This window comes from Arsukibacterium ikkense (genome assembly GCF_000987775.1).
Taxonomy (GTDB): domain Bacteria; phylum Pseudomonadota; class Gammaproteobacteria; order Enterobacterales; family Alteromonadaceae; genus Alishewanella; species Alishewanella ikkense.
The window spans coordinates 37,528-64,356 of sequence record NZ_LAHO01000006.1 but is presented as its reverse complement, the minus strand read 5'-3'; the positions used below and the strand labels follow the sequence as shown (position 1 = coordinate 64,356).

Sequence of the window (26,829 nt, the reverse complement as noted above, 5' to 3'; positions counted from 1 at the left end):
GTTTATGTTAAAGCGTATAAAAAAGGGCGCCTGCTGGCGCCCTGAATAACTTACTTGGTAACTATTTACTGGCAGGCTAGTGCGGTACTTTGCGCCGCTGAGCTAATGCGCGCATCGGCCAGGCTCAGGTTAAGCGCGCCACTGCTTTGAACTGTTAGCACACTAAACACCTGGGCCAGATTTAAGCCTTGCTGTTGCAGGCAACTGAGGCTGATATGCACGGTTTGCCACTCGCCTTCTGGCATGGCAGCCAAGGTGGCGGCAATATTCTGGCTGGCCTTGCAGTCAGCGCCGCATTCCATCCCCAGCAATACCGTGTCGGGCACCGGGCCGCGGCGCTGCAGTTGCACTGATAACTGGCTGTCGGCACCGGTAAAGGCACGTAAATCGCGCGGGAACGGGCTTATAAAGCTCAGGGCGGCCGCTGCACTACCATCAAACTCAAAGCGGCGGGCATCTTCCTGCACCTGATTATCAAAGGTACGGCTGCTAATGGCCCCCAGCTGTTGCACGCTGCTGGTCACCATGTCGCTGTCGTTGCCACTGCGTAGCTGCAATAACCAGGGAGAGCGCGGTGCGCGTTCAAAGATCACCAGCTCTGACGGTCCGCTCAACTCGCCGCTATCCTCTGACAAGCTGCTGCTCAGCAACTCTGGTTCGCCATAGCGCAGGCCAAAGCCATAGGGCAGCAGTGGCTGATAATCAGCATCGCCACGGTTAACTGCGGTTTGGTTGGGGCTGACCGGCCAGGAAAAGGTAAGTTTGCCATGAAAGTCATACTGCGCACTGCCATCGGCTTTAGCCAGAATAACATCGGCCACGCCCTCACCTTCACTGCCCGGCAACCAGACAGCAACAAAGGCATCGGATGCATTCAGTTCAGCATTAACCCACAGTGGCCGGCCGCTGATAAACAACGACACCACTGGTATGCCCTGTGCTTTGAGTTGTTGTAGTAGCGCCAGATCGGTTTTATGACCGCGCTGATACTCCAGGTTATCTAAATCGCCATTGCCTTCGGCATAGGGCTCTTCGCCAAACACCACTATTGCCACATCGGGTTTTTGGCTAAAGCTACCATCGCTGGATAATTCGACGCTGCCACCGGCTGCGGCTACCTGGCGCTGAATGCCGGCATAAATCGAGCTGCCACCGGGGAAGTCGGCATTAGTATTGCCGGTACCCTGCCAGCTGATAGTCCAGCCGCCGGATTGCTGGCCAATATTGTCGGCCCCCGGGCCGGCCACTAAGATCCGCTGTTTAGGATTAAGTGGTAACAGGTTTTGCTGATTTTTCAGCAGCACCAACGATTGGCGCACGGCGTCACGGGCAATGGCTCTGTGCTCAGCGGCGCCAATGAGCTCAGTGCGGCCGGCCAGCGGCCGGTTGGCTGGGCTCGGCTTATCAAACAAGCCCGCGCGTTTTTTAACCCGCAGTACCCGGCGCACCGCATCATCAATCCGCGCCATGCTGATATCCCCGGCTTCTACCTGGGCTATCAGGTTGTAGTACAGCGGCTTCCAGGCTTGCGTGGGTACCATATAAACATCTAACCCGGCATTGGCCGCTTGCGGGCAGTTGTCGTTAGTGCAGCCCGGAATTTGGCCATGGCCATTCCAGTCGCCGACAATAAAGCCATCAAAGCCCATCCGGTCTTTCAATACATCGTTAAGTAAGTACTTGTCGCCATGAATTTTACTGCCATTCCAGCTGTTAAACGACGCCATCACCGTTTGCGCACCGGCTTGTAAGCCACCAACATAGCCCTGGGCATGAATGCGGAACAGTTCTTCCTCACTTATTTCAGTATTACCCTGATCGACCCCCCCGCTGGTGCCACCATCACCCACAAAGTGCTTAACGGTGCTGATCACCCGCCTTTCACCTAAAAAGTCGCCGTCAGCGGCGCCTTGCAGACCGCGGACTATGGCGGCAGCATAGCTGCGTACTATCTGTGGATCTTCAGAGTAGCCTTCATAGGTACGGCCCCAGCGATCGTCGCGCACTACGGCAACCGTGGGCGCAAACACCCAGTCAATGCCGGTGGCCATCACTTCGCGGGCGGTGGCTTCAGCAATTTGCTCTATTAACGCCGGGTTATTGGCTGCACCCAAACCTATGTTATGCGGAAAAATGGTGGCGCCAATCACATTGTTATGGCCATGCACCGCATCGGTGCCCCACATGGTGGGAATATTGCTGCCATCCAGGCTGTCATCAATCGAGGCCTGATACATGGCTTCGGCCAGCGCTATCCAGTCGGCTGGCGTAGCGTATTTATCATCATTTGGAAAGGCGCCGCCGCCGTTTAAATAAGAGCCAAAGCCATATTTACGCATATCCTCAACCGTGATATCGCGAATTTCTGGTTGGATCATCTGGGCAATTTTTTGCCCCAGGGTCATGCTGGCCAGCCGCTCAGTGATCGCCTGCTCCATGGCGGTATCCTGCGCAACAGGCAAGGATAGTTGGGGCCAGATGGTAATATCAGTTTTTGACTCCGCGTTAACCGTGGCGCTATCGGTTGGCGCCGGTTTGCTGCAGCCAGCCAGCAGTAAGCCGATGCTCAGCGTCAACAGTAAGGGGCGGCTTAGGGTAAGTGTGTTAAGCATTAGTTTAAATCCTTAGTAGTGGCAACAGCTCGGGGCTTGCAACCATTAAGTCCATAGAAAGCAATGTAGATATAGCAAACTAACGGCAGAATAAAGGCCATTTGTACGCCAATATTGTCAGCCAGCATGCCTTGCAGTAACGGCAGAATAGCACCCCCGACAATGGCCAGACATAAAATACCTGAACCCTGACCGGTGTATTGTTTTAAGCCGGCAATCGCCAGACTGAAGATAGTCGGGAACATAATAGAGTTACACAAGCCGACCAGTAACAGCGACCACATGGCTAATTTGCCAGAGGATAAAATGGTAATGGCCAGTAGCAATACTGCCATCACGGCATTAAATGCCAGCACTTTACCCGGATTGAGTTTTTGCATTACTGCAGCGCCGATAAAGCGGCCGAGCATAGCGCCACCAAAGTACCAGGCGATGTAATGCGAGGCGGCGGCGGTGGTCATGTCACCAATTTCCGGCATCGACAAATAAATAGCTAAAAAGCTGCCAATGCCCACTTCGGCACCAACATAGACAAAAATACCCAGCGCACCCAGCATTAAATGCCGTTGTTTCCAGGCTTCTCCGCCCAGCGGCAGTGCTTCGGTCGGGTCTTTCTTGCCCATCGCCGGCAGTTTTAACCAGGCAAAAATAATGGCCAGCAGCACCAGGCTGGCAGCCAGAATTAAATAAGGCAGTTGCACGGTAGATTCAGTAACGGCACCGGCTACCGGCTCGGGCGCATCCATGCCACCAAATATCAGCCAGGCACCAAAAAACGGCGCTACCGTGGTGCCCAGCGAGTTAAAGGCCTGAGTCATGGTTAAGCGGCTGGAGGCGGTTTCTGGTTTGCCCAGCACACTAACATAGGGGTTAGCGGCCACCTGCAGAATGGTAATGCCCGAAGCCAGCACAAACAGCGCCAACAAAAACATGGCATAAACATGCATGGCTGCTGCCGGCAGAAATAACAAACAGCCGGCGCCGGCGATTAGTAAGCCAGTAACAATACCCGATTTATAGCCAATTTTACTGACCAGCATGCCGGCTGGCACCGAGACCACAAAGTAAGCGCCAAAGAAACAAAACTGGATCAACATGGCCTGGGTATAGCTCAGGTCGAACAACAACTTTAAATAGGGAATTAAAATGTCATTCAGACAAGTGATAAATCCCCAGATAAAAAACAGTGAGGTCAGAGCGGTTAGCGCGAAGCGGTAATTCTGGTTATTGCCAGTATCCGCTGTGGCGGTTGCCGTGGTTGTAGGTATTGCTGCCATCTTGTCCCCCTCGGGTGCATAGTGTTTTTTTATTGACGTGCTGGCTAGGGCCGTCTAGTATTATGTAAGCGCTTTCATTTATAGCATATATCACGCTGTTGGCAAATTTTTTGTCGTCCAGCTGCCTGTAACTTTACGTTCGGAAGATAGCCAAATTGATGAAAATCTCCTTAGCTGCCAACTCACCCTTACTTCAGCCCGGCTTTGTGTTTGGGGTGGCCACTGCTGCGTTCCAGATTGAAGGCGCGGCTGCCAGCCGCTTGCCCTGTATCTGGGATACCTTTTGCGCCGAACCCGGGCGGATTAAAGACGGCTCGGATGGCCTGTGATCATCTTAATCGCTGGCGGGAAGATGTTGAGTTAATTGCAGCTTTGGGAGTAGATGCTTATCGCTTCTCTGTTGCCTGGGGCCGGGTGATCAATATCGATGGCAGCATAAATCAGGCCGGGCTGGATTTTTACCTGCAATTGCTCGACGCGTTGCAGGCTCGCAATATTAAAGCCTTTGTTACCCTGTACCACTGGGATTTACCGCAATACTTGCAGGATAACGGTGGTTGGTTAAACCGTGACACCGCTTATAAGTTTGCTGACTACGCCGATGTGGTCAGCCGGGCTTTTGGCACAAGGGTATATTCCTACGCCACCTTAAATGAACCCTTTTGCAGCGCCTATTTAAGCTATGAAGCCGGTATTCATGCCCCCGGCGTGCAAAACCGCCAGCAAGGCCGGCAAGTAGCGCATCATTTATTGCTGGCGCATGGCCTGGCGCTACAGGTGTTGCAGCAAAATGCGCCGCAGGCTAAAAATGGCATAGTGCTGAATTTCAGCCCCTGCCATCCGGCCAGTAACAGTGAGGCCGATATCCGGGCAGCTGAGATGGCCGATCAGTATCATAACCAGTGGTATCTGCAGCCGATAATGGAGGGGCGTTATCCGCCGCTGTTCAGCCAGTTGCCACTGAACGAGCAGCCACAGATTGCTGAGGGGGATATGGCGATAATTGCTCAGCCGTTAGATTTTCTGGGGGTAAATTACTATACCCGTACAGTATATCGGGCCAGTCATAAAGGTCGGTTTAGTGACGTGCCGCCAACCCAACCACCGTTAACTGATATGGGCTGGGAGATTTATCCGCAAGGGTTAACCGAGATCCTGCTGGCCATTAATAGCCGCTATACCCTGCCACCGGTGTATATTACCGAGAATGGTGCGGCCATGCCCGACAGCTTGCAGCACGGGCAGGTGCAGGACGCTGAGCGGGTACAGTATTTTCAGCAGCATTTACAAGCAACCGAAGCTGCCATTCATGCCGGCATGCGGATTGATGGCTACTTTGCCTGGAGCCTGATGGACAATTTTGAGTGGGCCGAAGGTTATGCCAAACGTTTTGGCATAGTCTATGTTGATTACACCACTCAACAGCGTACCTTAAAAAGCAGCGCTATCGCACTGCGCGACTGTTTTGCGAACAGACGGGATCCAAACATCAACACAGCCAGCGAAAAAGAGTAACTATTATTACCACGCCATCAGGGGTTAGCATGCTGACAAAACGCGAAAAAGTGGCCTATGGCCTGGGTGATACCGCCAGCAACATAGTATTTCAGACGGTTATGCTGTTTTTAACCTTCTTTTATACCGACATATTTGGCATTTCGCCGGCGGTAGTGGGCAGCATGTTTTTACTGGTGCGAATTATCGACGCGGTAACCGACCCGTTAATGGGTGCGCTTGCTGATAAAACCAAAAGCCGCCATGGAAAATACCGGCCCTATTTATTATGGCTGGCGGTACCCTTTGCTTTGTGTAGTGTGCTGGCCTTTACCACTCCCGATTTATCGGCCAATGCTAAGGTCATTTATGCTTTTGTGACTTATACCTTGCTGATGCTGGCCTACACGGCTATCAATATCCCCTATTCCGCCCTGGGTGGCGTACTAACGGCTGATCCGACAGAGCGGGTGTCGGTGCAGTCTTACCGGTTTGTGTTTGGCATGTTGGGTGGTTTACTGGTCACGGCTTGTACCTTGCCGCTGGTGGCATTTTTTGGCAATGGTGATAATGCCAAGGGCTACCAGCTGACTATCGCCGCCATGAGTGTATTGGGTGTGGTGTTATTTTTACTCTGTTTCTGGGGTACGCGTGAGCGGGTGCAGGCCCCTGCTAATCAACAGCTTACACTGCAAAATAGTTTTGGCTCATTGTGGCAGAACGACCAGTGGCGTATTTTATGTGTGGCGGCGTTTTTCCTGCTTACTGGCATGGTACTGCGCACCACCCTGGCGATTTACTATGTCAAATATTTCCTGGGCAGGGAGGATTTGATCACGGCCTTTATTACCCTTGGCATGCTGGGCAATATTGCCGGCTGCGCTGCCGCGCAGTGGCTTAGCCGCTATGTCGATAAAGTAAAAGCCTATATTGGCCTGCAGCTTATCTCGGCCGTCATTTGTGTTATCAGCTTTTTTATTGGCAGTGAACAGCTGGTGCTGGCCTTTGGCCTGTATTTTCTGTGGGGCTTTTTTTTACAAATGGCTACACCATTACTATGGGCCAAAATGGCCGACACTGTCGATTATGGCCATTACAAAACCGGCATACGGATCACCGGGCTGGTTTATTCGTCTATCGTGTTCTTTATTAAGTTGGGGCTGGCACTTGGCGGCGCTTTAGCCGGCTGGTTACTGGCAGGGTATGGTTATCAGGCTGATGTTGTGCAAACAGCGGCGACCCAGCAAGGTATTTTACTTAGTTTTACCTTGTTACCTGCGATTGGCTCGGTGCTGGTCGCCCTGGTGATGAGCCGCTACCGGCTTACCGGCCAGCGGGTATTGGATATTCACCGGCAACTGGCACAGCAATCTGGTGGTTCGTCGCCAGAGCATGCTAGAGTAGACGCCTTAACCAACTAGCACAGGTCAAGCATGGCAACCATTTACCAGGTATCTGAATTAGCAGGGGTATCACTGGCTACTGTTTCCAGGGTGATGAACAATAATGTCCGGGTGAGCGAGGCAACTCGTAATAAAGTGCTGGCAGCGATGGAGCAACTCGGTTACCGGCCTAATTCTATTGCCCAGTCGCTGGCGTCTAATCGCTCCAACAGTATTGGTATTTTAGTGTCAGAATTGCACGGCCCTTTCTACGGTGAAATGCTAACCGGCATTGAAGCGGAGTTTCGCGCTGCCGGCAAGCACGTGATCATTGCTGCTGGTCATAGTGAGCGGGTAACCGAAGAGGATGGCATCGAATTTTTACTTAGTCGTAACTGTGATGCGCTTATTTTGCATGTTGAAGCGGTTAGCGATCAGTTTTTAATCGAGCTAAGTAAGCAAGAAACGCCTTTTGTGTTGCTCAACCGTCAGGTCGAGGCGCTGGCAGATCGCTGTATCAGCCTGGATAACGAGCTTGGTGGCTTTTTAGCAACAGACTATTTGTTGTCGCAGGGCCATCGGCATATTGCCTACATTGCCGGGCCAATGTGGAAAACAGACGCCCGCGATCGTTTCCGTGGCCACCAAAGGGCCCTGGCCGGGTATCAGTTAGCCGCTGAAGATAAGTTGTTTTATGAAGGTGATTTCCGGGAAACGGGTGGCAGCAAAGGCTTACAGGCGTTGCTGGCCAGTGGCCGGCCTTTTAGCGCTGTCGTCTGCGCTAATGATGAAATGGCTTCCGGCGCGCTGACTGCGGCCCGCGAACTGGGCTATGAAGTACCGGCCGATTTTTCGGTAATGGGTTTTGATAATGTTAACTTTGCTTATTATACCTATCCAAAGCTCTCAACCATCGATTATCCGATCAGTGCCATGGGCCATATGGCGGCGCGCTGGGTATTAAAGCAGGTGTATAAACAAAGCAGCATTGCCGTGCAGCAGGTATTTGACCCCCATCTTATTGCGCGTGATTCAGTGGCTGAGGCAACCATAACCTGAGTGGTACTGAGGCGCCGCGTAGTTTAAAAATCAATCGATTTTTTCGTTAGATTATTCACGTTAATTTCATTAGTTTTGATTAAAGCAACCGCGTATAGTGCTGCCATTAACGTGCAACCCGCCCGTTTGCAGTACAGAGGTTTAATCATGCAACATACACAGTCGATGACGGTCGCCATGCGATTAGCCCTGGGTTTTGGCGTTGTGCTGCTGTTAATGATTGCTCTGACCCTGTTTGGGGTGCAACGGGTCAGCCAGATTAACCATACCCTGACAGAAATTACCGAAGATAATTCAGTTAAGCAGCGTTATGCTATTAACTTCCGGGGCAGTGTGCATGACAGAGCCATTGCCCTGCGCGATGTAACCCTGGTACCTAACCTGGCAGATCTGCCCCCGGTGCTGGCTGATATTGATCGGTTGCAGGGCTTTTATCAGCAATCCCGTCAGCAAATGGACCAACTGTTCCAGCGCAGTGCCAACAGCACGATTGAACGGCGCTTACTTGATGCCATTCATCAGGTTGAACAACGGGCTCAACCGCTGGCCGCTGAGGTTGTTCGTTTACGCCAGCAAGGGCAGCAAGCTGGCGCGCAGCAGTTATTATTGCAACAAATGAGCCCGGCCTTTGTTGACTGGTTAGCCAGCATTAATGCCTTTATTGATTATCAGGAGCAGAAAAATCAGCAGGCCACCACTTACGCTCGTGATGTAGCGGCAACCTTTGCCGTATCAATGGTATTGCTTACCTTACTGGCAATTGTGATCGGCGGTGTCACGGCCTGGTATATCAGTCGTTATCTGCGCAATGCGCTGGGTGGCGAACCGGCGCTGGCGGCCGAGATCGTCAGCCAGATAGCCGGAGGCGACTTAACAACCCAGATTAAAGAGAGCCAGCCCAATAGCATGCTGGCGGCGGTTGCCAGCATGCAGCAGCAACTGCGACAAACCTTAAAAGAAGTGATTAATGCGGCCAATACCGTGTCAGCGCAGGCGACTGAACTGGATCTGGCATCCAAAGAAGCGCTGCAGGCATCCGAGTTGCAGGCTGCGTCGTCAACTGCATCAGCGGCCAGTATTGAAGAAATGACGGTTAGCCTGAATGCGGTGGCCAATACCGTACAGCTTACCGAGCAGAACTCAGAAAAAACCGCAGAGCTGTCAGCTCAGGGTGCCAAACTGGTGAAAGACGCGGCTATCGAAATTGGGGTGGTTGCCGAAACAGTGCAACAATCGGCCAGAGAGATTGGCAGCCTGCAGCAACGTTCAAAAGAGATTGCTGGTATTGCCGGTGTGATCCGCAGCATTGCCGAGCAAACCAACTTGCTGGCATTAAACGCTGCGATTGAAGCGGCCCGGGCCGGTGAGACTGGCCGCGGTTTCGCTGTAGTGGCCGACGAAGTCAGGCAACTGGCTGAGCGAACCAGTAAAGCCACCACCGAAATTGCCGGCATGATTAAATTGGTGCAGGACGAAACGCAGCAAGCGGTACAAGCAATGGAAACGTCAGCACCGCGGGTGGCGCAGGGGCTGGCGCTGGCGAATCAGGCGGCGACGATGCTGGAGCAAATTCGCTTGCAGGCAGAGGATTCATTGCACAATGTGCGCGATGTGTCCCGCTCTACCAATGAGCAGTCGGCAGCTGTATCTGAGTTGGCACAGCATATCGAGCAAATTGCGACCATGTCACGTGAAACCACCCTAACCATGAAACAAAACCGTGGCGCGGTGGCGGCATTACAGCAGGTTGCTAAGGGGCTAAGCGGCCAGGTCAGCCGCTTTAAAACCGATTAGCGTAAAATTGATTTTCTAAGGAAGCGGTGCACCGCGTGCTGCCAGGTATAATGCATACCAGTGTTCGCGGCTTAATAGCACCTGGCTGGCCTGGCCACAGGCAGCTATCCGGCTGGGATTTATCGTGCCAATTACCGGCTGGATCTGTGCCGGATGGCGCATTAACCAACCCAGTACGATAGCCTCCGGGCTTACCTGATATTCAGCTGCCAGCGTTGCGACCAGGCGGGCCGTCGCCCTGATAGGTTCCGCTGCTTTGCTGGTATCTTTGCCGCTGAACAAGCCCTGGCTTAAACTACCCCAGGCCTGCAGCTGTACTTTGTGCCGGCGGCAGTATTCGATGGTGCCGGCACTGAAGTTAACTGCTGGCTGGCCACTACAGCCTGCGGTGGTGCCCTCATCCAGCCAGGCCAGATGGCTTAAACTCAGCTCCAGCTGATTCACCAGTAACGGATCTATCAGCGCATCTTGCAACAATGCCATTTGGTGCTGCTGCATATTCGATACGCCGAAATGTTTTACCTTGCCGCTTTGCACCAGCTGGCCAAAGGTCGCGGCGACTTCTTCCGGTTGCATTAGCGGATCTGGCCGGTGCAGCAGCAGGATATCCAGCTGCTCAATTTGCAGCCGTTTTAAGATGTGATCAACTGACTGGCTAAGCCACTCTGCCGAGAAATCATAGCGCTGCGGGCCATGTTTATCTGCAAAGCGGATACCACATTTCGACTGCAAAGTGATGAGCTGACGCAGTTCTGGCCGCTGCGCTAATACCTTGCCAAACGCCTGCTCGGCTTTGCCCAAGGTGTAAATATCAGCATGATCGAAAATACGAATGCCGGCTTCCAGTGCGGCATCAACCGCCTGGTGTGCTGCTGTTATATCGGCGGCAGACAGCGGATTGCTGTTCCAGGGGCCGCCTAAACTCATACATCCAAAAACTAACGGGCTGTGCTGGCGCAGCTTACTGGCCAGCGGATAACGACTGTCGGGCATAGCAGATCCTGTAGCGGAGTTAAAAAAATCAGCTGCAATCAGCTTTTAGCCACTTGCCGCTTTGTTGCATGGTCATTTGCTCAGCTTTGCCGTTCACTTCCGTAGTGAAACTGGCGTTACCAGTGTAAGCCTTGCGGCCGGTAAAGGTCATATCGCCGCTACCACTGGTGGGCGGCTTGGTATCACAATTAAAAGAGAAGCTGTAGCTGCTGTCACCCGTTTGGCGGATTTGCTGCTGACAGCCGTCCTGCTGCGGTAGCTGACCGCGATCAATTTCTGCCTGAGTCAGACACACCTGCACCGAGCTGCCCTTTAAATCGAACGACATGCCCTGGCTGGCCATCATTTTTTCCATCATTTGCCGTTGCGCAGCCGGCATACTGGCCAGCTGTTGCTCCAGTTGTTGCATGGCACGTTCCAGCTCGCCACTGGCGGTTTTAATACTAAAGCTATGCTGCCACAGGCCGGGTTCAACATCCAGCTTTACGGCGTTGGCGCTGGCCGGTTGGCTTAACACCAATGCGGCACTTAGCAGCGCACTGGCAACACTTTTAATGGCAAATTTACGTGGTTGCATGATAATCCTCCATGATAAGACAAAACGGTTAAAACAGTGGCTAAGCATAGGCGCATATAACCAAAACCGCAAAGTGGTTGGATAACAGCGCGGCAGGCTAACTATTTAGGGTAGTGGCAACTGGAAAATGTCGCCTTGTGGTGGCTGGCGTTTCACAAAGTAAATAGCCCTATTACTCAGGCTATAATGATGCACCAGCTCCGGGCTATCGGCTAACAACAGTTCAGGCGGCGAGTTATTTTGCAGCAATTGGCGGAACACCCCCAGCCCCGGTTTAAAATACACCAGCTGGTTGTCTTGCACTTGCCAGTTAAGCCAGTTTATTTTGTCAAAGTCAGCCATTAGCAATTGCTCATCAGGGCTATCGAGTTGACGTTGCCATAAGCCATCCTGATGAAATTTGCTGTAATACAAGGTATCTGCTACCAGATAGCCACTGTAACCACCCTGGTGGGTTAATTGCTGATGTTGCTTGCCGTTAAGCTTATAACGCCATAGCTGCCAGTCACCACTTTTACTGCTACTGTAAATCAGGCTGTTATTATCCTGGCCTGCATTTAGCACATAAGCCTGATGCTCTGGCCCAAATAGCTGCGTTAGCGAAGCGCTGGCCAGTTGCAGCTGATAGGCCGCCCCTTGCTGACTAAAGTAGATACTACGTTGATCATAAGACCAGCTGAGACGGGTAAAGCTGGCCGGTGCTGGCAATGCTGCCAGCAAATGCTCCGGGCCATTATGTACTTTGCGCCAAACCTGATGCTGCCCCTGACGGGTGCTTAAAAACAGCAATTCGCTATCCTGCTGGTTCACTCTGGGTAAGATATCCAGCTGAGAGCTGACAATAAATGGCGTAGCCTGTGCATTGGTTGTCAGGGGTTGGCGCCAGATACCTGCTTGCTGTTGCTGGCTGGCAAAAAACAGCTGGTTGTTGCTGCTGGCCATTGAGTTCAGCGGTAATTGCGAGTAGTAATAATGGTGCAATGACAGATCTGCTGCCAGCAAATGTAACTGGTTGCGGCTGGCCAGGATCAGCGGTTGCCCGGCAGGCCAGGTTAAATCCACCACGCCGATACGCAGGTCGGTGGTTTGCAACAACTGCGGCTGGCCATCGGTTAGCTGGTAAAGGCTAAGCCGGCTGCTATTGGCTGTCAGATAATTGGCAACAGCCAATTGCCGACCATCAGCGGCAACCGTGATGGCAATGGCGCCGTTACTGCTGGCTGGATCGGCCAGGGTGAGTTGCTGTTGCAAGGTGGTGGCTATCTGGTAGCGATAGACCAGATACGGCTGGGTTTTGCTGTGGCGTAGCCGGTAGTAAAAGTGCTGGCTGTCAGGGTGCCAGCTGGCCTGAAACTCACTGTCTGTCGGGCAATCCAGTAACGGCCGCTCCGGGGTTGACGTTGACAAAGACACCAGCACTATCTGGCATTGGTCAGCGTTGAGTCGGCGGTATACCAGCTGGCGGCCATCCGGGCTAATACTGCCGTTAAGTGCCTGGCCGGCGCTGGTAATTAAAGGCTTGTCCTGTTGCTTGCTGCGCAGCCATAGCTGAACGCCGCCTGCAGCGTCCCGGCGGTGATACAGCAACTGGCCATCCTGGCTGCTGCTTATATTAAATTCTGCGCCATCAAAGCTGGTAACTGGCTCGGGGATCAGTAGCTGCGCCTGTTGCTTACTGAATGAGAGGGTGAACTGCAGCCACATCCCGCTGGCGGCCAGTGCGATAACACATAGCGCCACCAGGGGCCACCAGGCGCGGCTTGCTTTCGTGGTGTTGACGGTGGCTAAAACAGCCGGGGCCGCAGAGGGGCTGATATGCTCTGAGCTATCAGCTACTGCGGTTGTATGGAGTAACGTTGCTGCCGGCAGCAGGCAATAGCCCAGCTTGGGAATGGTAGCAATATAGTCTGTTGTTGGATCCAGCCTGGCACAGGCCTTTCGTAATAAGCTGACAGCACGGTTAATCGCGCTTTCGCTGACGACTCTGCCCTGCCAAATCTCGCTAATCAGTCGTTCACGACTCACCGGCTCGCCAGCGTGTTGTGCCAGTAATAGCAATAGTTGGGCCTGCTTGGGCTCCAGAGTGCAGTGCGCTTCAGCTAACTGCAGGGTACGGCGCTGCGGTTCAAATATCAGCTGGCCCAATAGCCATTGCTGCTTGCTCATAGTCTGGTCTAATTCCTTGTTTCTATTCAATTAATAAATAGTAAGCTTTTCATCATAAATTCATCAGCTGCTCTTTATCGCTATAACACCAGCGTGCAGTTAGTTTGGATGGCGACTTTATGTTAACAGGAAAGCAATATGAAATTACAACTAAGATTTTTACTGCTGGTGCTGGCTGGGTTGCTGGCTGGCTGCAGCGACGAAAGTAAGGAGCAGGGCGACAGTAGTCTGGTTAAGCTGGGGGAGCGCAGTTATCTGTTAGTGCTGCCAGCCAATTACCAGCCAGATCGTGAATACAAGTTGCTGCTGGTATTTCATGGCTCGGGCGGAAACAGTAATGGGATGCAGCGAACTGCCAACTTTACGGCTTACAGTAATGACTATATTGTCGCTTATCCGCAGGCGGCTACTGTTGAATGGAACGAAGGCTGCAATTGCAACATCGCAAGCCGGCTGGGTATCGACGATTTGGGGTTTGTCGACACAGTTATTGCTGATATCAGCAGCAAGCAACGGATTGCCGCAGGAGAAATTTATGCCGCTGGGTTTTCACAGGGCGGTTTGTTTACCCAGAATCTGGCCTGTAATCGCAGTACTGGTTTTAAAGCTTTTGCAGTAGTGGCAGCACCTATGTCCGGGCAGTTATGGCAAAGTTGTGCGCCGCAGCAGCCGGTGTCAATTATGATGGCCATTGGCAAAAATGATACCGTTTTGCCCTACAATGGTTTTACAGACCCCAATTTCGGGCTGATCTCTGCTCCCTGGGCTATTGCCCACTTCGCTAGTTTAAACAATAGCTTACCGAAAGCGTATAGAAAAACACTTGCCGGTAATCAGGTGGAATTGCTTAGTTACAGCAACGGCCAGCAAAAAGCTGAGTTATTTAGTATCAAGCAAGGCCAGCATCAGTGGCAATTTAGTCAGTTTGATACCTCAGCTGAAATTCTGACCTTTTTTCAACAACTGGCTACGCCGCGCCTGCCTGATGCCTCTAAGCTGGTGCAGGTGGCCGATAAACGTTTCCATCTACGGCAAATGGGCGAGCAGCATGCCGGCCCGGCCGTAGTGTTATTAGCCGGGCCTAACCAGAACTACCATAGTGACAGCGCCTGGTTTGCCTTGTTGCAACCGCTGCTGGCTGAAAAGTACCGGGTATACAGCATCGATCGGCTGGGTAATGGCTTCAGTGACAGTGCCGACGATTTGTCTTACCGCCGTTTTGCCGGTGATTTAGCCGGCGTGCTAAAAGCATCGGGTGAGCAACAGATCGTGCTGGTCGCGATGGCCAGTGCCAGTATCAGCGCACGGCTATTTTATCAGCAACAGCAGCAGGCCTTTGATATCAAAGCCATGTTACTGGTAGACCCTGACGTACCCACCGCTAATGCGTTGCGTGTTTACCAGGGGTATCCGGCCGATTGGTATCAAGCCAATCTGGCAGCGTTAATACCGCATCTGGCCACGGGTGCCTGGACCGCGCGTACCATGGATAAATTGCAGGCTGAGCGCAGCCATGCTGAACAGTTGGTCGGTGAGCAGCCCCTAATGGACTGGCATTATTTTGATTTAATCAGCCAGCAGCGTTTGCTGATCAGCCATCAGCAAAGCCGGGCGCGGGAAATAGCTGCGTACAGCGAAGATTTAGACGTTTATGCGGCGTTGCCGATGGTGACGGCGATACCGGTGTCGGTAATAGATACCGACTTTGAGCAGGCGCAGATTGCTGCTAATCCCGACGATGCAGAACTGCTGCGTTTATGGCAGCAGGAAAGCACCCACTGGCATCAACAGCAAGCCGAGCAATCTAATGGCCAGTATATTGCGCTGAGTAACAGTGACCATCTGGTGGCCTTGCAGCAACCTGAGCAAATTAAAACGGCATTGGACTGGTTATTCGCCCAGTTGCAGTTGCCGTGACTGCACCCGCTAACACACTAAAACATAGCAATACAATTTCTGCACCTATTATCAGGTGTTCACTTAAGGAGAAATACAATGTGGAATACTAAATCAACCAGAATCGCTGCAGCACTTACCAGCCTGTTGGCGGTTTCGGGGCTAACTGCTTGCGGCGGTGGCTCGGCTGACAATGACGCGCCGGTATCAGCCAACGATTGTGCTATGTTTGGCACCGGCGCCATTTGCGATATCGCCGCCGGTCGGCGTTTTCAACTAATAGTACCAGCTACGACGACAACATCGCCCAGGCCAGTGTTACTGGCATTTCATGGCTCGCCACCCTCCTTTGGTACGCCGGCAAAGTTGAACCAATTTCTGGCGCTACAAAAGTTTGCAGATGATTATGGTTACCTGATTGCTTTGCCGCAAGGGGGGGATGACTGGGCATGGACCAGTGAGCTACAGGCTGCTTCAGCGCACAGCGCAGATACCCGTTACGCATTACAGGTGATAGATCGTCTGGTGAGTGCTCACAATGCCGATGGCAATAAGGTAGCGACTGTAGGGTTTTCTGCAGGCGCTATGATGTCGTACCAACTGGTTTGTCAAACACCTGAGCGGGTTAAAGCTGCCTTCACAATTTCGGGACAGGCGGTAGGCCCGTTAACCGCATGCCAACCGGCACTGCCGGTTGCGTTGCACCATTTACATGGCACTCAAGATCCTGACATGCCGTTAGCCGGTAGGGTCAGTGTCTCGGGTAAGCTGATTAACAGTCTGGATAATACCATCGCACGTTTTCAGCAAATAAATGGTTGCGCCACTAATTACACCCAAAGTGCCCCATGGCAACTGCAAACGGCCGGCAATCTGGCCACCAGCTTTGAATATCAGGGGTGCTTGCAGGCCACTGGTTATACGCTGGTGGATACGTTTGAACATCAACCAGATTATGTGAAATCTGCATTGCATCAACTAATGCATCAGCTGTTTGACTCGGCATTTTAACACTGCTGTTAGCTACGCCGACTCACAGCCAGCCCTTTTGCCGGGCAATCCGGGCGGCGTCAATCCGGTTGGCTGCATGCAGTTTGCTGATCGCTTCCGACAAATAATTGCGGGCGGTGCCCTCGGCAATATACAGCGCCGCTGCTATATCGCCGGTGCTTTTGCCCTCGGCGGCCAGTCGCAACGCCTGCCGCTCTTTCTCGGTTAACGGATCTTGCTCACCAAGCGAATTTAACAAGAGTTCAGTGTCGACCACTTTTTTGCCCTGCATCACCTGGCCAATGGCTTGCACCAGCTGCTCGACCGGCGCGTCTTTTAACAAAAAACCGCCGACGCCCGCATCCAGTGCCCGCTTCACATAACCGGCCCGGCCAAAGGTGGTTATAATCACCACCTTGGTCGGCAGCTGATGTTGTTGTACATATTGCGCCAGTTCTATACCGGAACAGCCGGGCATTTCAATATCACTCAGCAGCAAATCAAAGGCCTGGTGGTTTAACAGCTTGAGTGCGGTATTGCCGTCTGCGGCCTCGGTGACCTGAAAATCGGCTTCGAGGCGCAGCAGGCTGGCCAGCGCGGTACGGATCATTGCCTGATCTTCAGCCAGTAAGATTTTCATTGCGTAGCGTCCTGTAACAGTGAGGGTTCCTGCAGTGGTAGTTGAATACTGGCCGTGACACCATCTTGCTGTTGCAGCGTCAGGGTGCCACCGATTGCGGCTAAGCGTTCACGTAAACCGGTCAGGCCGTTGCCCTCTTTCATCTGTGCAAACTGGCCGTTGTCATTCAGGCAAATATGCAACGCAGGCCCCTGTTGCTGAAAGCTTAGCTGACAGCTATCGCCTTTACTATGGCGCATCACATTGGTGATCAGCTCTGTCAGTGCCAGAATAATTGCCGTTTCGCGCCGGTTGTCCAGCCTTGGTACGTCTCCGCTTAATTCGGCCTGAAAACCGGCATCGCGCAGCCGGCCAAGCAGTTTAGCCACTTCGGCTGTTAGCCCCTGATGTTTGTAACCCGAGACACTTTGCCGCACCTGGCTTAGTGCATCGCGGGCAATCTGGCTAAGCTCGATCAACTGTTGTTGGGCAGGCTCCGTTTGCTGATGAGCTAACAGTTTTGCCGCCAGATCGGCTTTTAAAATAACGCTGGATAAGGTGTGGCCCAATATATCGTGCAGGTCGCGGCCAATCCGCTCGCGCTCGACCATTGCTGCCAGTTGCTTTATTTCATCTTCGCTTTGTTGTCTGGCAAGATAATGGCGCTGCTTTGCTTGCTCGGCCCGTCCCAGCAAGCTGACCGCTAACACAATGGGCAGGCCCATCATTAAAAACAGGTGCCAGCGAATATCGAGGGTTAAGTCCAGTAGCACCAGCAAGCCGAGTAACAGGCACATTAGCAGCAGATAACGGCGCAGAGAATAGGCAAAACCGATAAAAAAGCTGGCAAAGGCAAACATCGACACTGAGCCGGGGTTTATAGGGGTGATTAGCGTGGCTGTCAGCACGATACCCAAAATGGGCCAGTGCATTTGATGGTTACTGCTGCGGTGGGCCCAAAAATAGCAGGCCAGAAACAGCAGCAAAGCCGCTGCCATACTGATGTACTGCCATACTGCAAAGCGCACGGTAAAAAGCGGGATAAAATAGAAAATAAGGTTTATCAGATAAACCCAACTCATTTTCCGCTCCAGGGCCAGCCCTTTATCCATCCTCATCACCGCTTATTGAATGCTTAAGCTGATTATTCACTGCCTGCCCGGCTTAAGCCAGTGACATTTGTCATTAGCATTTGCTGACAAAGCACACTGCGCAACGCGCTGCAGTTGGCAGATACTGGCACCAATCACAGACGGAGCCTGAACAGATGAACCCTGACGTTAACACTGATCAAACCCTGCTGCAGCTCACTCAGCTGCATAAAAGCTTTGCCGGCAAGCCAGTACTGAGCGGCGTTGATTTACGCGCTAAAGCAGGTGAAGTGCTGTGTATTCTCGGCCCTAATGGCGCCGGTAAAACCACGCTGATTTCAGCTATTTTAGGCTTAATCGCCGCCGATAGCGGCGACATATACTTACTTGGCCAGTTACAACAGGGGGCCAGCCGCAGTGTGGCGCTGCGCCAGCAACTGGGCGTTATGCTGCAAATTGGCAGCTTACCAGCCACCTTAACGGTGGCCGAACACTGTGATTTATTTGCCAGTTATTATCTGGCCGGCTACAGCGCCACAGAACTGGTAACGCTGGCCGGGCTGGAAGCGCACGCCAAACAACGGTTTGGCCGCTTATCCGGTGGCCAGAAGCAGCGCTTATTATTTGCGCTGGCCTTAGCCGGTAAGCCGCGCTTGTTGTTTTTAGATGAGCCTACGCTGGGCATGGATGTTGAGGCCAGACGCGGCTTGTGGCAGCAAATCCGTCAGTTGCAACAACAGGGCGTCAGCATAGTGCTGACCACTCATTATCTGGAAGAGGCGGAACAACTGGCCAATCGCATTATGGTGCTGCATCAGGGCAAGTTTATTGCCAGTGGCAGCCCCAGCGAATTAAAAGCGCTTACCCAGTACAAAGTCATTACATGTTGCAGTGCCTTAACCGATGCGGCCTTACTGGCGCTGCCTGGCGTACTGCAACTTAACCGCCAGCCGCAGGGTGTGACCTTACATAGCAGCCACGCCGAACAAACGGTGCTGGCTTTACTCACTGCAGATAATACGGTAAGTCAGTTAGAAGTGAGCCAGGTGGCACTGGAGCAAGCCTTTTTACAACTGACCCGGGGTGATGGCACTGAAGCTGTCGGTTCAGAAAAAGAGGAGCAAGCAGCATGACTAGTGGCATGACCAGTTTAGCGATATATCAAAAAGAAGCCTGGTACGATCTAGTCAGCGTCTGGCGCACCCCAGGCTTTGTATTGCCGGCGTTGGCCTTCCCGTTGGTGTTTTACCTGTTTTTTGGCGTGCTGTTCAGCCCCTCAGGCAGCGGCAGCCAGGCGGCCTATATGTTGGTGACCTACAGCTGTTTTGGCATTATGGGCCCGGCGATGTTTAATTTTGCCATGAGCATTGCCAGCGATAGGGCGCAGGGCTGGCTCACCTTAAAGCGCTTGTCACCGATGCCAGTCAGTGCCTACTTGCTGGCAAAAATGGCCACCAGCCTGGTGTTTGCACTACTGATTATTTTGCTGTTGTTCAGTGCCGCTGCGCTGTTCGGCGAGGTCAGGTTATACCAACACCAGTGGCTGGGGCTGGCACTGCTGATGTTGCTTGGCACTGTGCCTTTTGCGTTAATTGGCTTGCTGTTGGGGTTAACCCTAAGCGACAAGGCCGCGCCCGGTGTGGTCAATCTGCTGTATCTGCCAATGGCGTTTTTATCTGGCTTATGGCTACCGGTTACTATGCTGCCACACTTGATGCAGCAACTTGCCTGGCTGTGGCCGAGTTATCACTTATCGCAACTGGGGCTAAAATTACTGGCAATGGATCAGGGCCATGCTGCCTTGCTGCATCTGGCGCTGCTGTTAGTCACCAGCGCCGGGCTAACGCTGTTATGTCTGTTGGTGTTTCGTCGGGTTATTGGAGCTAAATAATGAAAGCCATAGTGATTATTGGTACTGCTGCGCTGCTGCTGATGTTTTTTGTATTACTGCCTCAGCCGCATGCGCCTTTGCCAGCAAGCTCTGCTGCAGCGGAGCTCGACAGTAACAGCTTTGTGCTGGGGCCGGTGCGACTGTTTGACGGCGAACAGTGGCGCGACGAGCGCTATATCGAAGTACGTGATGGCCGGGTAAGCCAATTACATCTGGCTAAACCCGACAGCCAATTGCCACTGATCGACGGCAATAATCAATGGCTGATACCGGGGCTGATTGATGGCCATGTGCATGCCTGGGGTGATGCCCTGCAGCAGGCGTTGAATTTTGGTGTGACCACAGTGCTGGATATGTTTGGCGATCATCAGTTTCTGGTAGCGCAAAAAGCCGCCAGGGCCGGTACTGAACGCACTACGCAGGCTGATATCTATGGCGCCGGCACTCTGGTCACGGCCCCCAAAGGCCATGGCACTCAGTATGGTATGGCAATACCGGTAATAGACGCGCCGGAGCAGGCCAGTGACTTTGTGGCACAGCGACTGGCCGAGGGTTCAGATTTTATCAAAATCGTTTATACCTCGCCAAAAGCACTGCAGCGCTTTGCACCTTCTATCGATCTGGCTACCTTGCAGGCAGTTATAACGGCCGCCAAAGTACAGGGTGTGCTGGCAGTGGTGCATATTGCCGATTCACCATCGGCACAGGAGGCAATAGCCGCCGGGGCTGATGGCCTGGTACACAGCTTTTTCAGTGCGCCGGTCAGTGCTGAGTTACTGCAGCGGATGGCAGCTGAGCAACGCTTTATTATTCCCACTATGACCGTAATGGAAGGGATGATTGTTCAGCAGATTAATGACGAGTTACTGCTGCAGGCACCGCCACCGCAGCTGACGCCTGCTGCCATCAGCAGTTTACAGCAGCGCTTTGGCAATGGGCTGATCCCAAAACAGCGCTATCAGTTGCTGGCCCGCAACACTGAGCAGATGGCAGACGCTGGCGTACTGTTGCTGGCAGGCTCTGATGCGCCCAACCCTAATACCGCTCATGGCGTTAGCCTGTTGGTAGAGATGGTGCTGCTGCAGCGCGCCGCTGTGCCGACACTGCAGGTGCTGCAAAGTGCTACCTCGGCGCCGGCTAAGGCCTTTGGCCTGACCGAGGTAGGTTATCTGCGATCGGGTTTCAAGGCCGATATGCTATTGCTCAGTCAGGATCCGATGCAGCAGCTGACCACCCTGTTGCAGCCTGCAGCCATCTGGAAAAACGGCTGGCGGCATCAGGTTAAGTTGCCAGCAGCAAACCCTGCCATCAGTGCTGGCTTAATTGCTGATTTTGCCAATGATGTCACCGCCCGTAGCGGCGCTTTAGCCGCCAGCAGTGACAGCATGATGCAAGGCAGGTCGTCGGCTGAGATGCGTTGGCAGCAGGGGGTGTTGCAGATCAATGGTGCGACCCGGCCAGGTTTTGCTTATCCCTGGGCTGGCGTAGCCTGGCAAACGGCCGATAGCATGGAAACGGGCAGCAACTTCAGCGGCATAACCGGTATTCAGTTTCGCATTCGCGGCACGCCCGGCCAGTACCGGTTGGATGCGTTCTCAGCCGGTAGCTTTATGCCGCTAAGCCAGCATTTTGCGGTCACGGCCGACTGGCAAACTATCGAGGTGCCGCTGGCGGCATTTAACGGCCTGAATACTGAAGCCGTTAGTATGCTGCTGTGGAACGGCCCGCAGGGTGAGTTCCAGTTTGAGCTGGATAATATTAAGCTACTTTAATTTATACTCAAAACCGGCCTCTGCCTCACTGTCGTTAAAGGGGGTTATCCGGCTTTGTTTATTTAAACTGGCATTGACCAGCGCGTTCGGAAACACCTGAATGCCGTTGTTAAAGTCTTCGACATTCTGGTTAAAAATGCGGATAGCCGCGCCAATGTTTTCCTGTTGTTCAGCGATTTCGCGCATCAGGTTATTAAATACGTCGGAGGCTTTTAACTCCGGGTAGGCTTCCACCGCAATATTCAATCCCTGCATTAAGCGTTGGGTGCTGCTTTCCACCTGCTGTAACTGGCTGGCGTCTATGTTATTGCTATCTAACCTGGCAATGCCGCTGCGTAGCTCGGTGATCTGAGTTTGCAGGCCACTTTCATACTCGCGGAACTGGGCGACTACCTGCTCCAGATGCGGGATCATTTTATTTTTCTGCCGCTCCTGGGTAATCACATTGGCCCAGCCACGCTCGACCGCGTTCTTGCGGGTAATAATGCCGTTGTAAATGACCACCACTAATACTGCCAGTAGTGCGACTATGCCAATAATGATGCCTGTTGCCATCAGCTGCTCCTGCTAAAGTTAAAAGTTTGAGTCTGAGTGTCGCATTAACTGGTGCAGACACGCCAGCGTCTGCTGTAATTTAGGCAGTGTGGTTGCCTGCTCAATGCTTTGGCGAAACAGGCTTAGCTGCTCCAGGCCACAGGGTGGCAGGGCGCTGAGTAAATCGGCATCGGCAAAGCTGAGGCACAGCATACCATCGGCACTGTATTCCAGGTTAAGCTGGCGCAACTGGCCGGCTAAATCTTCCAGCGCTACCACCACTGCCGGCTTTAAAAAGCGCGCAGCCTGCATTTGCTCGCGGGCGCGCACTTTAAATATTTTATTAAAACGGCCGGAGTCACTCTGGTATTTTTCGCCACTAAAGCCGTTTGGGGTAAAGCTGCAGATAAACAGGCTTTGCACATAGCTAAAGGGCAGCATCAAGCCATAGCGGTCGTAATGGGTATATTGGGTGCGGGTGCTAACATGGCCTTTGCTGTTGGTGCTGGTTACCGTGCGCCGGTCAACATAATGAAAATGCCAGTAGTGATAATCGAACTGGTGCTCAGTACCAGCGTAATGGCCGGCGATAATCTGTTTAAATTCACGCTTGTGGTTACCGCGGTCAAATTCGGTAAAGCGACTTTGCCAGCTGCGGCTGTCGGGCCAGCGGCTTGAAGGTAGTACCTGTAGCTGGTTATCCAATAGCGCGTTGTGCCAGTAAAGCTCGCGGCCCAGCTTTTTAAAACCTGCATGGCGCCAACCTATCACTATTAGGGGCAACAGGCTCAGGCCCAGCAGCCCCCAGCCAATGGCGGGCAGCCAGCTTAGCTCTACTAAATAATGGTACAGCGCCATACAAGCTAATGCGCCAGCCACTAAGCCAGCGCTGCTCAGCCATAACGGTAAGTGGCGGTAGGCCAGCGGCTGTGGCAGCGCGGCCAGTTTATCCAGCAATTGCAGCAGTTCCGCCTTATCGCTCAGCTGTTCGCTGCGCCTTTTTACTAGCGCCAATGAGGCAGATAGCGATTTATTATGTTGATAGGCTGACATATCCCCTCCGTGGCACTAGCAACATATGCAAAATTGGCAACAGATGCAAAGAAAACCTGCTGCAAGCCTTCCTTACCAGCAACATACTGCCAGCATTTAGCGTAGCTTTTGCCATCCGGCAACCCTAATTTAAAGCCTGATTTTAAAGCTTTGGTGTTATATTGCCGGGCAAGGTTCTATTAACTCTTAAAATGGATAGTCATATGAAAAAGATGCTGGTTTTACTGGTATTAAGTAGCACATTGTTGGCGGGATGTGCACCAGCGGTAGGTTCTCAAAAGTGGTGTAATGCGATGGAAGCTAAACCGAAAGGCGATTGGAGTGCAAATGAAGCAGCAGAATTCGCCAAGCATTGTATATTAAAAATCAAAGATTAATCCAGCAGCCGCCAGCCGCTAAGCAGCGGTTGGCTATCTGATACCTGCCTGGCCAGACATGGCCTTCAAGGTGTTAAGCAGGTTAATCAGCTGCATTAAACAATCTTTATCCGCATCAGCAATGCCTATCACCAGGCCACGCTCTGGCTCATTTAAAAAGCAGTAGCGGCTATAGGGTTGTGCGTTAAAACCATGATGATTGCACTGCCGGCTTAGTGCGATGTCATCGTTAAGACCCGGTAACAACACGCTTAGGTGCAATCCGGCGTCTTGCGCCAATAAGGTGGCATGCGGCAGATGCTGCTGCAATAAGCTGACTGCCTGCTGTTTTTGCTGCTGATAAAAGCGTCGCATTTTGCGCAGGTGGCGGTTGAAATGGCCCTCGTCCATAAAATCAGCCAACACTGCCTGAGATAGCAAGGGCACATCACCATGCAGTGCCTGTTGAATGGCGCCGGCTGTGCCAGCCAGCTCAGCCGGCACTACCAGATAACCGAGGCGCAGTGCCGGAAACAGGGTTTTGCTGAATGAACCGGTAAACAGCACGCCGTTACCGTTGGCTAAGCCCTGCAAGCTGGCTATTGGCCGGTGGCGGTACTGAAATTCACTGTCGTAATCATCCTCTATCAGCCAGCATTGTTCCGTGCGGGCCCAGTTCAGCAACGCCAGCCTTTGGCTTAGCGGCATAATGCCACCACAAGGGTATTGATGGGATGGCGTTAAAAACAACGCTTTAGCTTTGCTCTGGAGCGGCAGCGCTGTCGGATCTATCCCGGCCGGACCGGCTGCCGGCAAATACGCGATATCCAGTTCTGCCAGTTGTAATGCCTGCTGTAATCTGGGGTAGCCGGGTGATTCCATCAATACCTGCTGGCCACCGCGGGCCACCAGTTTGGCTGCAACAAATAAGGCTTGCTGGGCACCGGCGGTAATCAACACCGTGCTTTCATCACAGATCAGTTGCCGTGACTGGCGCAGATAGTGCACCAGCGCCTGGCGCAGCGGCAGGTAACCTTGCGGATCGGCCATGGTGCATAACACAGGCCGGTTAGCATGGCGTTGCAGCAGTTTCTGCCACAGCCGGAATGGAAACTGCTGCACATTGGCAACGCCGGGCTGCAAACGGCCGCTGTAGCTGGGGGCTTTGGCCGTTAAACCATAATGCTGGCTTGGCAAGCTGCTACTGGTGCACGCCGGCTTATGGCTGGCGGCAAAAAAGCCATCCGGTAGCGCGTGCACGATCTGATAGCCCCGGCCCTGCTGCGGTTCAATATAACCCTCTGCCACTAACTGTTGCAGTGCCTGTTGCACTGTGCTGCGGCTTAGCCCTAAATCAGCAGCCAGTTGTCGCTCCGACGGTAATAAGGCGCCTCCTGGACAGCGGCCGCTCAGCAGTTGCTGGCGTATGCTCAGATACAGTTGCTGCTGCAGCTCACCACTGCCGCTTAAGCTTAAGGGATCGGTAGTCAGGCGTGGTATAGGCAACTGGATTGCTCCGTTTGTTAAAACTGGTTATTTATAATAAGCCAGTTTAGCGTTGCAATAGCACTATTCACAACCGGAGATAGCGCTATGTCATTAATCTTTACCATTGAAACAGAGCTTAAACTCGATGAGGCAATTGCCTTATATATTGCTTCTGGCATAAATCGCCCGACCGCTCAGCCAGAGCGGATGCAGCGCATGCTGCAGCACGCCAACTTAATTATTACCGCGCGCCAGGATGGCAAGCTCGTTGGGTTAGCGCGCTGCCTAACCGATTTTAGCTTCGTTGTGTATATCGCCGATTTGCTGGTAGCTAAAGTCTGGCAACAGCAAGGCATTGGTGGCCAGCTGCTGGCCGAGGTGCAACGTGTTACCGGACCACAAGTGCAGCAGTTGTTGTTGAGCGCACCGTCGGCGATGGCCTATTACCCTAAGGTGGGCTTTAACCCTTTAGCCAATGCCTTCGCCATAGCGCGTACGGAGTAGTATATGCTGTATTGTCCGCCCAACATGGCCTTTACCGATAAAGATCAAGTGCATGATTTTATTGAGCAACATAGTTTTGGTTGCTTAGTCAGCATGCCGTTTTTTTGCAGCCACCTGCCCTGGCTGCTGCAGCGTGCTGAAGGAGAGCATGGTGTATTGTATGGTCATCTGGCCCGGCAAAACCCGCACTGGCAGCTGGTGGATCAGCAACAGGTGCTGCTTACGTTTACCGGCCCCCATGCTTATATTTCACCGCGCTGCTATCAAACTGAAAAGGCCGTGCCGACCTGGAACTATGCCATAGCGCAGGTGTTGGGGCAGGCAGAATTGCTGGAACCGGCGGTAACGCTGGCGAATCTGCCACTGCAGATCGCCAAATATGAACCTGATATGGCAGCCGCTATGGCTAAAATGCCGGTGGCTTATCAACAGCAACTGGCTGCGGGTATAGTGGGGGTAAAAGTGACCATTTCCGCCCTGACCGGCAAGCTCAAGCTGGGGCAGCAGCGTAGCCTGGCCGATCAGCTAGGGGTGTTTAATGCGCTAAGCAGTAGTCCGCAGCCTGGCGCGCAAGCCCTGGCGGCGCTGATGCAGCATTGGCAGTTGGGAGCGGGGGACGAAACAGTTTAAGATTTATAGGGTTAGCAAGCTGTAATCAATAAGCAGTTGCTGGGCACTTTGCTTCTGGCGCATAAAAGCGGTAATAAACGCCGTATCGCAACGGGGTTCGTATCGGTAAAGTATCTTGTATTTATCGACGGTAATTTGCCGATAATCGGTTACCCCTAACCTTTCCAGTTCATGACATATAGGAAATTGTAATGGGTTGTCTTGCAGCTTTTGTTGGCTTAATTGCAGCAACTGAGTGGCCAGCGTTAATGCTTCATCACTACCTATGAACTCTTTCATATAGCGACTAAGCAAGGATAACGTTTGCGCCGCGAGCTGGGTAACTGCAACCTTACTCATGGAGTTTTAGCTGTTCTTGTAGCAGTTGCTGCTGCAGCTGTTGCAGCGTGTCTTCTACCGACAAGGTATTACCACTGCGTATATCCCGCTCGGCCAGATTCATTAGTTTTAGCAGCGCCAAGCCTTCATCCCGCAAGCGCGCGCTGGCTTCAGACTCAATGCGATAAACTGGCTTACCTCCTTGCGTCACCACTATGGGTTCTTCCACACTGAGCGTCGCCGCGTGCTGTTTAATATAACTGATGGTTTCAATCCGCATCTTATACTCCTGCCGCTAATAGTCTATTTATAGACTATTAGCGGACTAAGCGC

At 52.7% G+C, this 26,829-nt stretch carries 23 protein-coding genes and 1 pseudogene; 12 read left to right on the top strand and 12 right to left on the bottom strand.

The window, feature by feature from the left end; all coding sequences use genetic code 11:
- Positions 1-65: 65 nt before the first annotated feature.
- The gene (locus WG68_RS07785; protein ID WP_046557109.1) at positions 66-2,612 is read right to left on the bottom strand and encodes a glycoside hydrolase family 3 protein; all 2,547 of its coding nucleotides are present in this window, start codon (positions 2,610-2,612) and stop codon (positions 66-68) included.
- On the bottom strand, positions 2,612-3,889 hold the full coding sequence (locus WG68_RS07780; protein ID WP_046557108.1) for a sugar MFS transporter: 1,278 nt from the start codon (positions 3,887-3,889) through the stop codon (positions 2,612-2,614). The genes WG68_RS07785 and WG68_RS07780 overlap by 1 nt, the downstream gene beginning before the upstream one ends.
- A gap of 158 nt (positions 3,890-4,047) precedes the next feature.
- Between WG68_RS07780 and WG68_RS07775 the strand changes: the two are divergent.
- The 4 genes and pseudogenes from WG68_RS07775 (at position 4,048) to WG68_RS07760 (ending at position 9,618) form a co-directional block, all read left to right on the top strand.
- Positions 4,048-5,404, top strand: a pseudogene (locus tag WG68_RS07775) (GH1 family beta-glucosidase).
- A 29-nt stretch (positions 5,405-5,433) separates the two neighbouring features.
- Complete coding sequence (locus tag WG68_RS07770; RefSeq protein ID WP_046557107.1) at positions 5,434-6,804, top strand: glycoside-pentoside-hexuronide (GPH):cation symporter; 1,371 nt, start codon at positions 5,434-5,436, stop codon at positions 6,802-6,804.
- A 12-nt stretch (positions 6,805-6,816) separates the two neighbouring features.
- Positions 6,817-7,824 carry a LacI family DNA-binding transcriptional regulator gene (locus WG68_RS07765; protein WP_046557106.1) on the top strand — a complete coding sequence of 336 codons (1,008 nt, stop codon included), beginning with the start codon at positions 6,817-6,819 and terminating at the stop codon, positions 7,822-7,824.
- 147 nt (positions 7,825-7,971) lie between these two features.
- Positions 7,972-9,618 carry a methyl-accepting chemotaxis protein gene (locus WG68_RS07760; protein ID WP_152663055.1) on the top strand — a complete coding sequence of 549 codons (1,647 nt, stop codon included), beginning with the start codon at positions 7,972-7,974 and terminating at the stop codon, positions 9,616-9,618.
- 15 nt (positions 9,619-9,633) lie between these two features.
- Here WG68_RS07760 and WG68_RS07755 read toward each other — a convergent pair whose 3' ends face one another.
- The 3 genes from WG68_RS07755 to WG68_RS07745 form a co-directional block, all read right to left on the bottom strand.
- Complete coding sequence (locus tag WG68_RS07755; protein WP_046557105.1) at positions 9,634-10,611, bottom strand: aldo/keto reductase; 978 nt, start codon at positions 10,609-10,611, stop codon at positions 9,634-9,636.
- A 28-nt stretch (positions 10,612-10,639) separates the two neighbouring features.
- Positions 10,640-11,188: a DUF3617 domain-containing protein gene (locus WG68_RS07750; protein ID WP_046557104.1), complete on the bottom strand. Its 549-nt coding sequence runs from the start codon at positions 11,186-11,188 to the stop codon at positions 10,640-10,642.
- Between the two features lie 105 nt (positions 11,189-11,293).
- The gene (locus WG68_RS07745; protein WP_046557103.1) at positions 11,294-13,354 is read right to left on the bottom strand and encodes a winged helix-turn-helix domain-containing protein; all 2,061 of its coding nucleotides are present in this window, start codon (positions 13,352-13,354) and stop codon (positions 11,294-11,296) included.
- A gap of 138 nt (positions 13,355-13,492) precedes the next feature.
- Between WG68_RS07745 and WG68_RS07740 the strand changes: the two genes are divergently transcribed.
- Entirely contained in the window at positions 13,493-15,271 is a 1,779-nt protein-coding gene (locus tag WG68_RS07740) for an alpha/beta hydrolase (protein WP_046557102.1), read from the top strand.
- A gap of 78 nt (positions 15,272-15,349) precedes the next feature.
- The gene (locus WG68_RS07735) at positions 15,350-16,261 is read left to right on the top strand and encodes an alpha/beta hydrolase family esterase (protein ID WP_046557101.1); all 912 of its coding nucleotides are present in this window, start codon (positions 15,350-15,352) and stop codon (positions 16,259-16,261) included.
- Positions 16,262-16,283: 22 nt separating this feature from the next.
- On the opposite strand, the gene WG68_RS07730 is transcribed toward WG68_RS07735, so the two are convergent.
- Both WG68_RS07730 and WG68_RS07725 read right to left on the bottom strand, forming a co-directional pair.
- Complete coding sequence (locus WG68_RS07730) at positions 16,284-16,880, bottom strand: response regulator transcription factor (RefSeq protein ID WP_046557100.1); 597 nt, start codon at positions 16,878-16,880, stop codon at positions 16,284-16,286.
- Positions 16,877-17,941 (bottom strand): sensor histidine kinase, encoded by a 1,065-nt coding sequence (locus WG68_RS07725; protein ID WP_235357698.1) that lies wholly within the window; start codon positions 17,939-17,941, stop codon positions 16,877-16,879. Before WG68_RS07725 ends, WG68_RS07730 begins: the two co-directional genes overlap by 4 nt.
- Before the next feature lie 185 nt (positions 17,942-18,126).
- Here WG68_RS07725 and WG68_RS07720 point away from each other — a divergent pair, with 185 nt between their 5' ends.
- The 3 genes from WG68_RS07720 to WG68_RS07710 are packed head-to-tail and all read left to right on the top strand — an operon-like array spanning position 18,127 to position 21,613.
- The gene (locus tag WG68_RS07720) at positions 18,127-19,083 is read left to right on the top strand and encodes an ABC transporter ATP-binding protein (RefSeq protein ID WP_046557098.1); all 957 of its coding nucleotides are present in this window, start codon (positions 18,127-18,129) and stop codon (positions 19,081-19,083) included.
- Positions 19,080-19,841 carry an ABC transporter permease gene (locus WG68_RS07715; protein ID WP_235357697.1) on the top strand — a complete coding sequence of 254 codons (762 nt, stop codon included), beginning with the start codon at positions 19,080-19,082 and terminating at the stop codon, positions 19,839-19,841. The genes WG68_RS07720 and WG68_RS07715 overlap by 4 nt, the downstream gene beginning before the upstream one ends.
- A complete protein-coding gene (locus tag WG68_RS07710) occupies positions 19,841-21,613 on the top strand; it encodes an amidohydrolase family protein (RefSeq protein WP_052749007.1) in 1,773 nt (590 codons plus the stop codon). The genes WG68_RS07715 and WG68_RS07710 overlap by 1 nt, the downstream gene beginning before the upstream one ends.
- Here WG68_RS07710 and WG68_RS07705 read toward each other — a convergent pair.
- Both WG68_RS07705 and WG68_RS19060 read right to left on the bottom strand, forming a co-directional pair.
- A complete protein-coding gene (locus WG68_RS07705) occupies positions 21,605-22,168 on the bottom strand; it encodes a LemA family protein (RefSeq protein ID WP_046557097.1) in 564 nt (187 codons plus the stop codon). The two genes, WG68_RS07710 and WG68_RS07705, sit on opposite strands and share 9 nt — an antisense overlap.
- An 18-nt stretch (positions 22,169-22,186) precedes the next feature.
- A complete protein-coding gene (locus WG68_RS19060; RefSeq protein WP_052749006.1) occupies positions 22,187-23,200 on the bottom strand; it encodes a hypothetical protein in 1,014 nt (337 codons plus the stop codon).
- Positions 23,201-23,403: 203 nt separating this feature from the next.
- Here WG68_RS19060 and WG68_RS19355 point away from each other — a divergent pair, with 203 nt between their 5' ends.
- Positions 23,404-23,577 carry a DUF3012 domain-containing protein gene (locus tag WG68_RS19355; RefSeq protein ID WP_083981824.1) on the top strand — a complete coding sequence of 58 codons (174 nt, stop codon included), beginning with the start codon at positions 23,404-23,406 and terminating at the stop codon, positions 23,575-23,577.
- Between the two features lie 33 nt (positions 23,578-23,610).
- On the opposite strand, the gene pdxR is transcribed toward WG68_RS19355, so the two are convergent.
- Positions 23,611-25,062, bottom strand: coding sequence for a MocR-like pyridoxine biosynthesis transcription factor PdxR (pdxR, locus tag WG68_RS07695; RefSeq protein WP_235357696.1), 1,452 nt, complete (start codon positions 25,060-25,062; stop codon positions 23,611-23,613).
- 87 nt (positions 25,063-25,149) lie between these two features.
- Here pdxR and WG68_RS07690 point away from each other — a divergent pair, with 87 nt between their 5' ends.
- Positions 25,150-25,548, top strand: coding sequence for a GNAT family N-acetyltransferase (locus WG68_RS07690; protein WP_046557096.1), 399 nt, complete (start codon positions 25,150-25,152; stop codon positions 25,546-25,548).
- 3 nt (positions 25,549-25,551) lie between these two features.
- A complete protein-coding gene (locus WG68_RS07685; protein ID WP_052749005.1) occupies positions 25,552-26,178 on the top strand; it encodes an FMN-binding negative transcriptional regulator in 627 nt (208 codons plus the stop codon).
- A gap of 3 nt (positions 26,179-26,181) precedes the next feature.
- On the opposite strand, the gene WG68_RS07680 is transcribed toward WG68_RS07685, so the two are convergent.
- The gene (locus WG68_RS07680) at positions 26,182-26,517 is read right to left on the bottom strand and encodes a hypothetical protein (protein ID WP_046557095.1); all 336 of its coding nucleotides are present in this window, start codon (positions 26,515-26,517) and stop codon (positions 26,182-26,184) included.
- The gene (locus WG68_RS07675; protein ID WP_046557094.1) at positions 26,510-26,776 is read right to left on the bottom strand and encodes a type II toxin-antitoxin system Phd/YefM family antitoxin; all 267 of its coding nucleotides are present in this window, start codon (positions 26,774-26,776) and stop codon (positions 26,510-26,512) included. Before WG68_RS07675 ends, WG68_RS07680 begins: the two co-directional genes overlap by 8 nt.
- Between the last annotated feature and the right edge of the window lie 53 nt (positions 26,777-26,829).

Excerpts from the sequence above, each read along its gene's own strand:
- WG68_RS07785 (WP_046557109.1), bottom strand. The coding sequence starts at position 2,612 with ATGCTTAACACACTTACCCTAAGCCGCCCCTTACTGTTGACGCTGAGC.
- WG68_RS07780 (WP_046557108.1), bottom strand. The coding sequence starts at position 3,889 with ATGGCAGCAATACCTACAACCACGGCAACCGCCACAGCGGATACTGGC.
- WG68_RS07770 (WP_046557107.1), top strand. The coding sequence starts at position 5,434 with ATGCTGACAAAACGCGAAAAAGTGGCCTATGGCCTGGGTGATACCGCC.
- WG68_RS07765 (WP_046557106.1), top strand. The coding sequence starts at position 6,817 with ATGGCAACCATTTACCAGGTATCTGAATTAGCAGGGGTATCACTGGCT.
- WG68_RS07760 (WP_152663055.1), top strand. The coding sequence starts at position 7,972 with ATGCAACATACACAGTCGATGACGGTCGCCATGCGATTAGCCCTGGGT.
- WG68_RS07755 (WP_046557105.1), bottom strand. The coding sequence starts at position 10,611 with ATGCCCGACAGTCGTTATCCGCTGGCCAGTAAGCTGCGCCAGCACAGC.
- WG68_RS07750 (WP_046557104.1), bottom strand. The coding sequence starts at position 11,188 with ATGCAACCACGTAAATTTGCCATTAAAAGTGTTGCCAGTGCGCTGCTA.
- WG68_RS07745 (WP_046557103.1), bottom strand. The coding sequence starts at position 13,354 with ATGAGCAAGCAGCAATGGCTATTGGGCCAGCTGATATTTGAACCGCAG.
- WG68_RS07740 (WP_046557102.1), top strand. The coding sequence starts at position 13,493 with ATGAAATTACAACTAAGATTTTTACTGCTGGTGCTGGCTGGGTTGCTG.
- WG68_RS07735 (WP_046557101.1), top strand. The coding sequence starts at position 15,350 with ATGTGGAATACTAAATCAACCAGAATCGCTGCAGCACTTACCAGCCTG.
- WG68_RS07730 (WP_046557100.1), bottom strand. The coding sequence starts at position 16,880 with ATGAAAATCTTACTGGCTGAAGATCAGGCAATGATCCGTACCGCGCTG.
- WG68_RS07725 (WP_235357698.1), bottom strand. The coding sequence starts at position 17,941 with ATGAGTTGGGTTTATCTGATAAACCTTATTTTCTATTTTATCCCGCTT.
- WG68_RS07720 (WP_046557098.1), top strand. The coding sequence starts at position 18,127 with ATGAACCCTGACGTTAACACTGATCAAACCCTGCTGCAGCTCACTCAG.
- WG68_RS07715 (WP_235357697.1), top strand. The coding sequence starts at position 19,080 with ATGACTAGTGGCATGACCAGTTTAGCGATATATCAAAAAGAAGCCTGG.
- WG68_RS07710 (WP_052749007.1), top strand. The coding sequence starts at position 19,841 with ATGAAAGCCATAGTGATTATTGGTACTGCTGCGCTGCTGCTGATGTTT.
- WG68_RS07705 (WP_046557097.1), bottom strand. The coding sequence starts at position 22,168 with ATGGCAACAGGCATCATTATTGGCATAGTCGCACTACTGGCAGTATTA.
- WG68_RS19060 (WP_052749006.1), bottom strand. The coding sequence starts at position 23,200 with ATGTCAGCCTATCAACATAATAAATCGCTATCTGCCTCATTGGCGCTA.
- WG68_RS19355 (WP_083981824.1), top strand. The coding sequence starts at position 23,404 with ATGAAAAAGATGCTGGTTTTACTGGTATTAAGTAGCACATTGTTGGCG.
- WG68_RS07690 (WP_046557096.1), top strand. The coding sequence starts at position 25,150 with ATGTCATTAATCTTTACCATTGAAACAGAGCTTAAACTCGATGAGGCA.
- WG68_RS07685 (WP_052749005.1), top strand. The coding sequence starts at position 25,552 with ATGCTGTATTGTCCGCCCAACATGGCCTTTACCGATAAAGATCAAGTG.
- WG68_RS07680 (WP_046557095.1), bottom strand. The coding sequence starts at position 26,517 with ATGAGTAAGGTTGCAGTTACCCAGCTCGCGGCGCAAACGTTATCCTTG.
- WG68_RS07675 (WP_046557094.1), bottom strand. The coding sequence starts at position 26,776 with ATGCGGATTGAAACCATCAGTTATATTAAACAGCACGCGGCGACGCTC.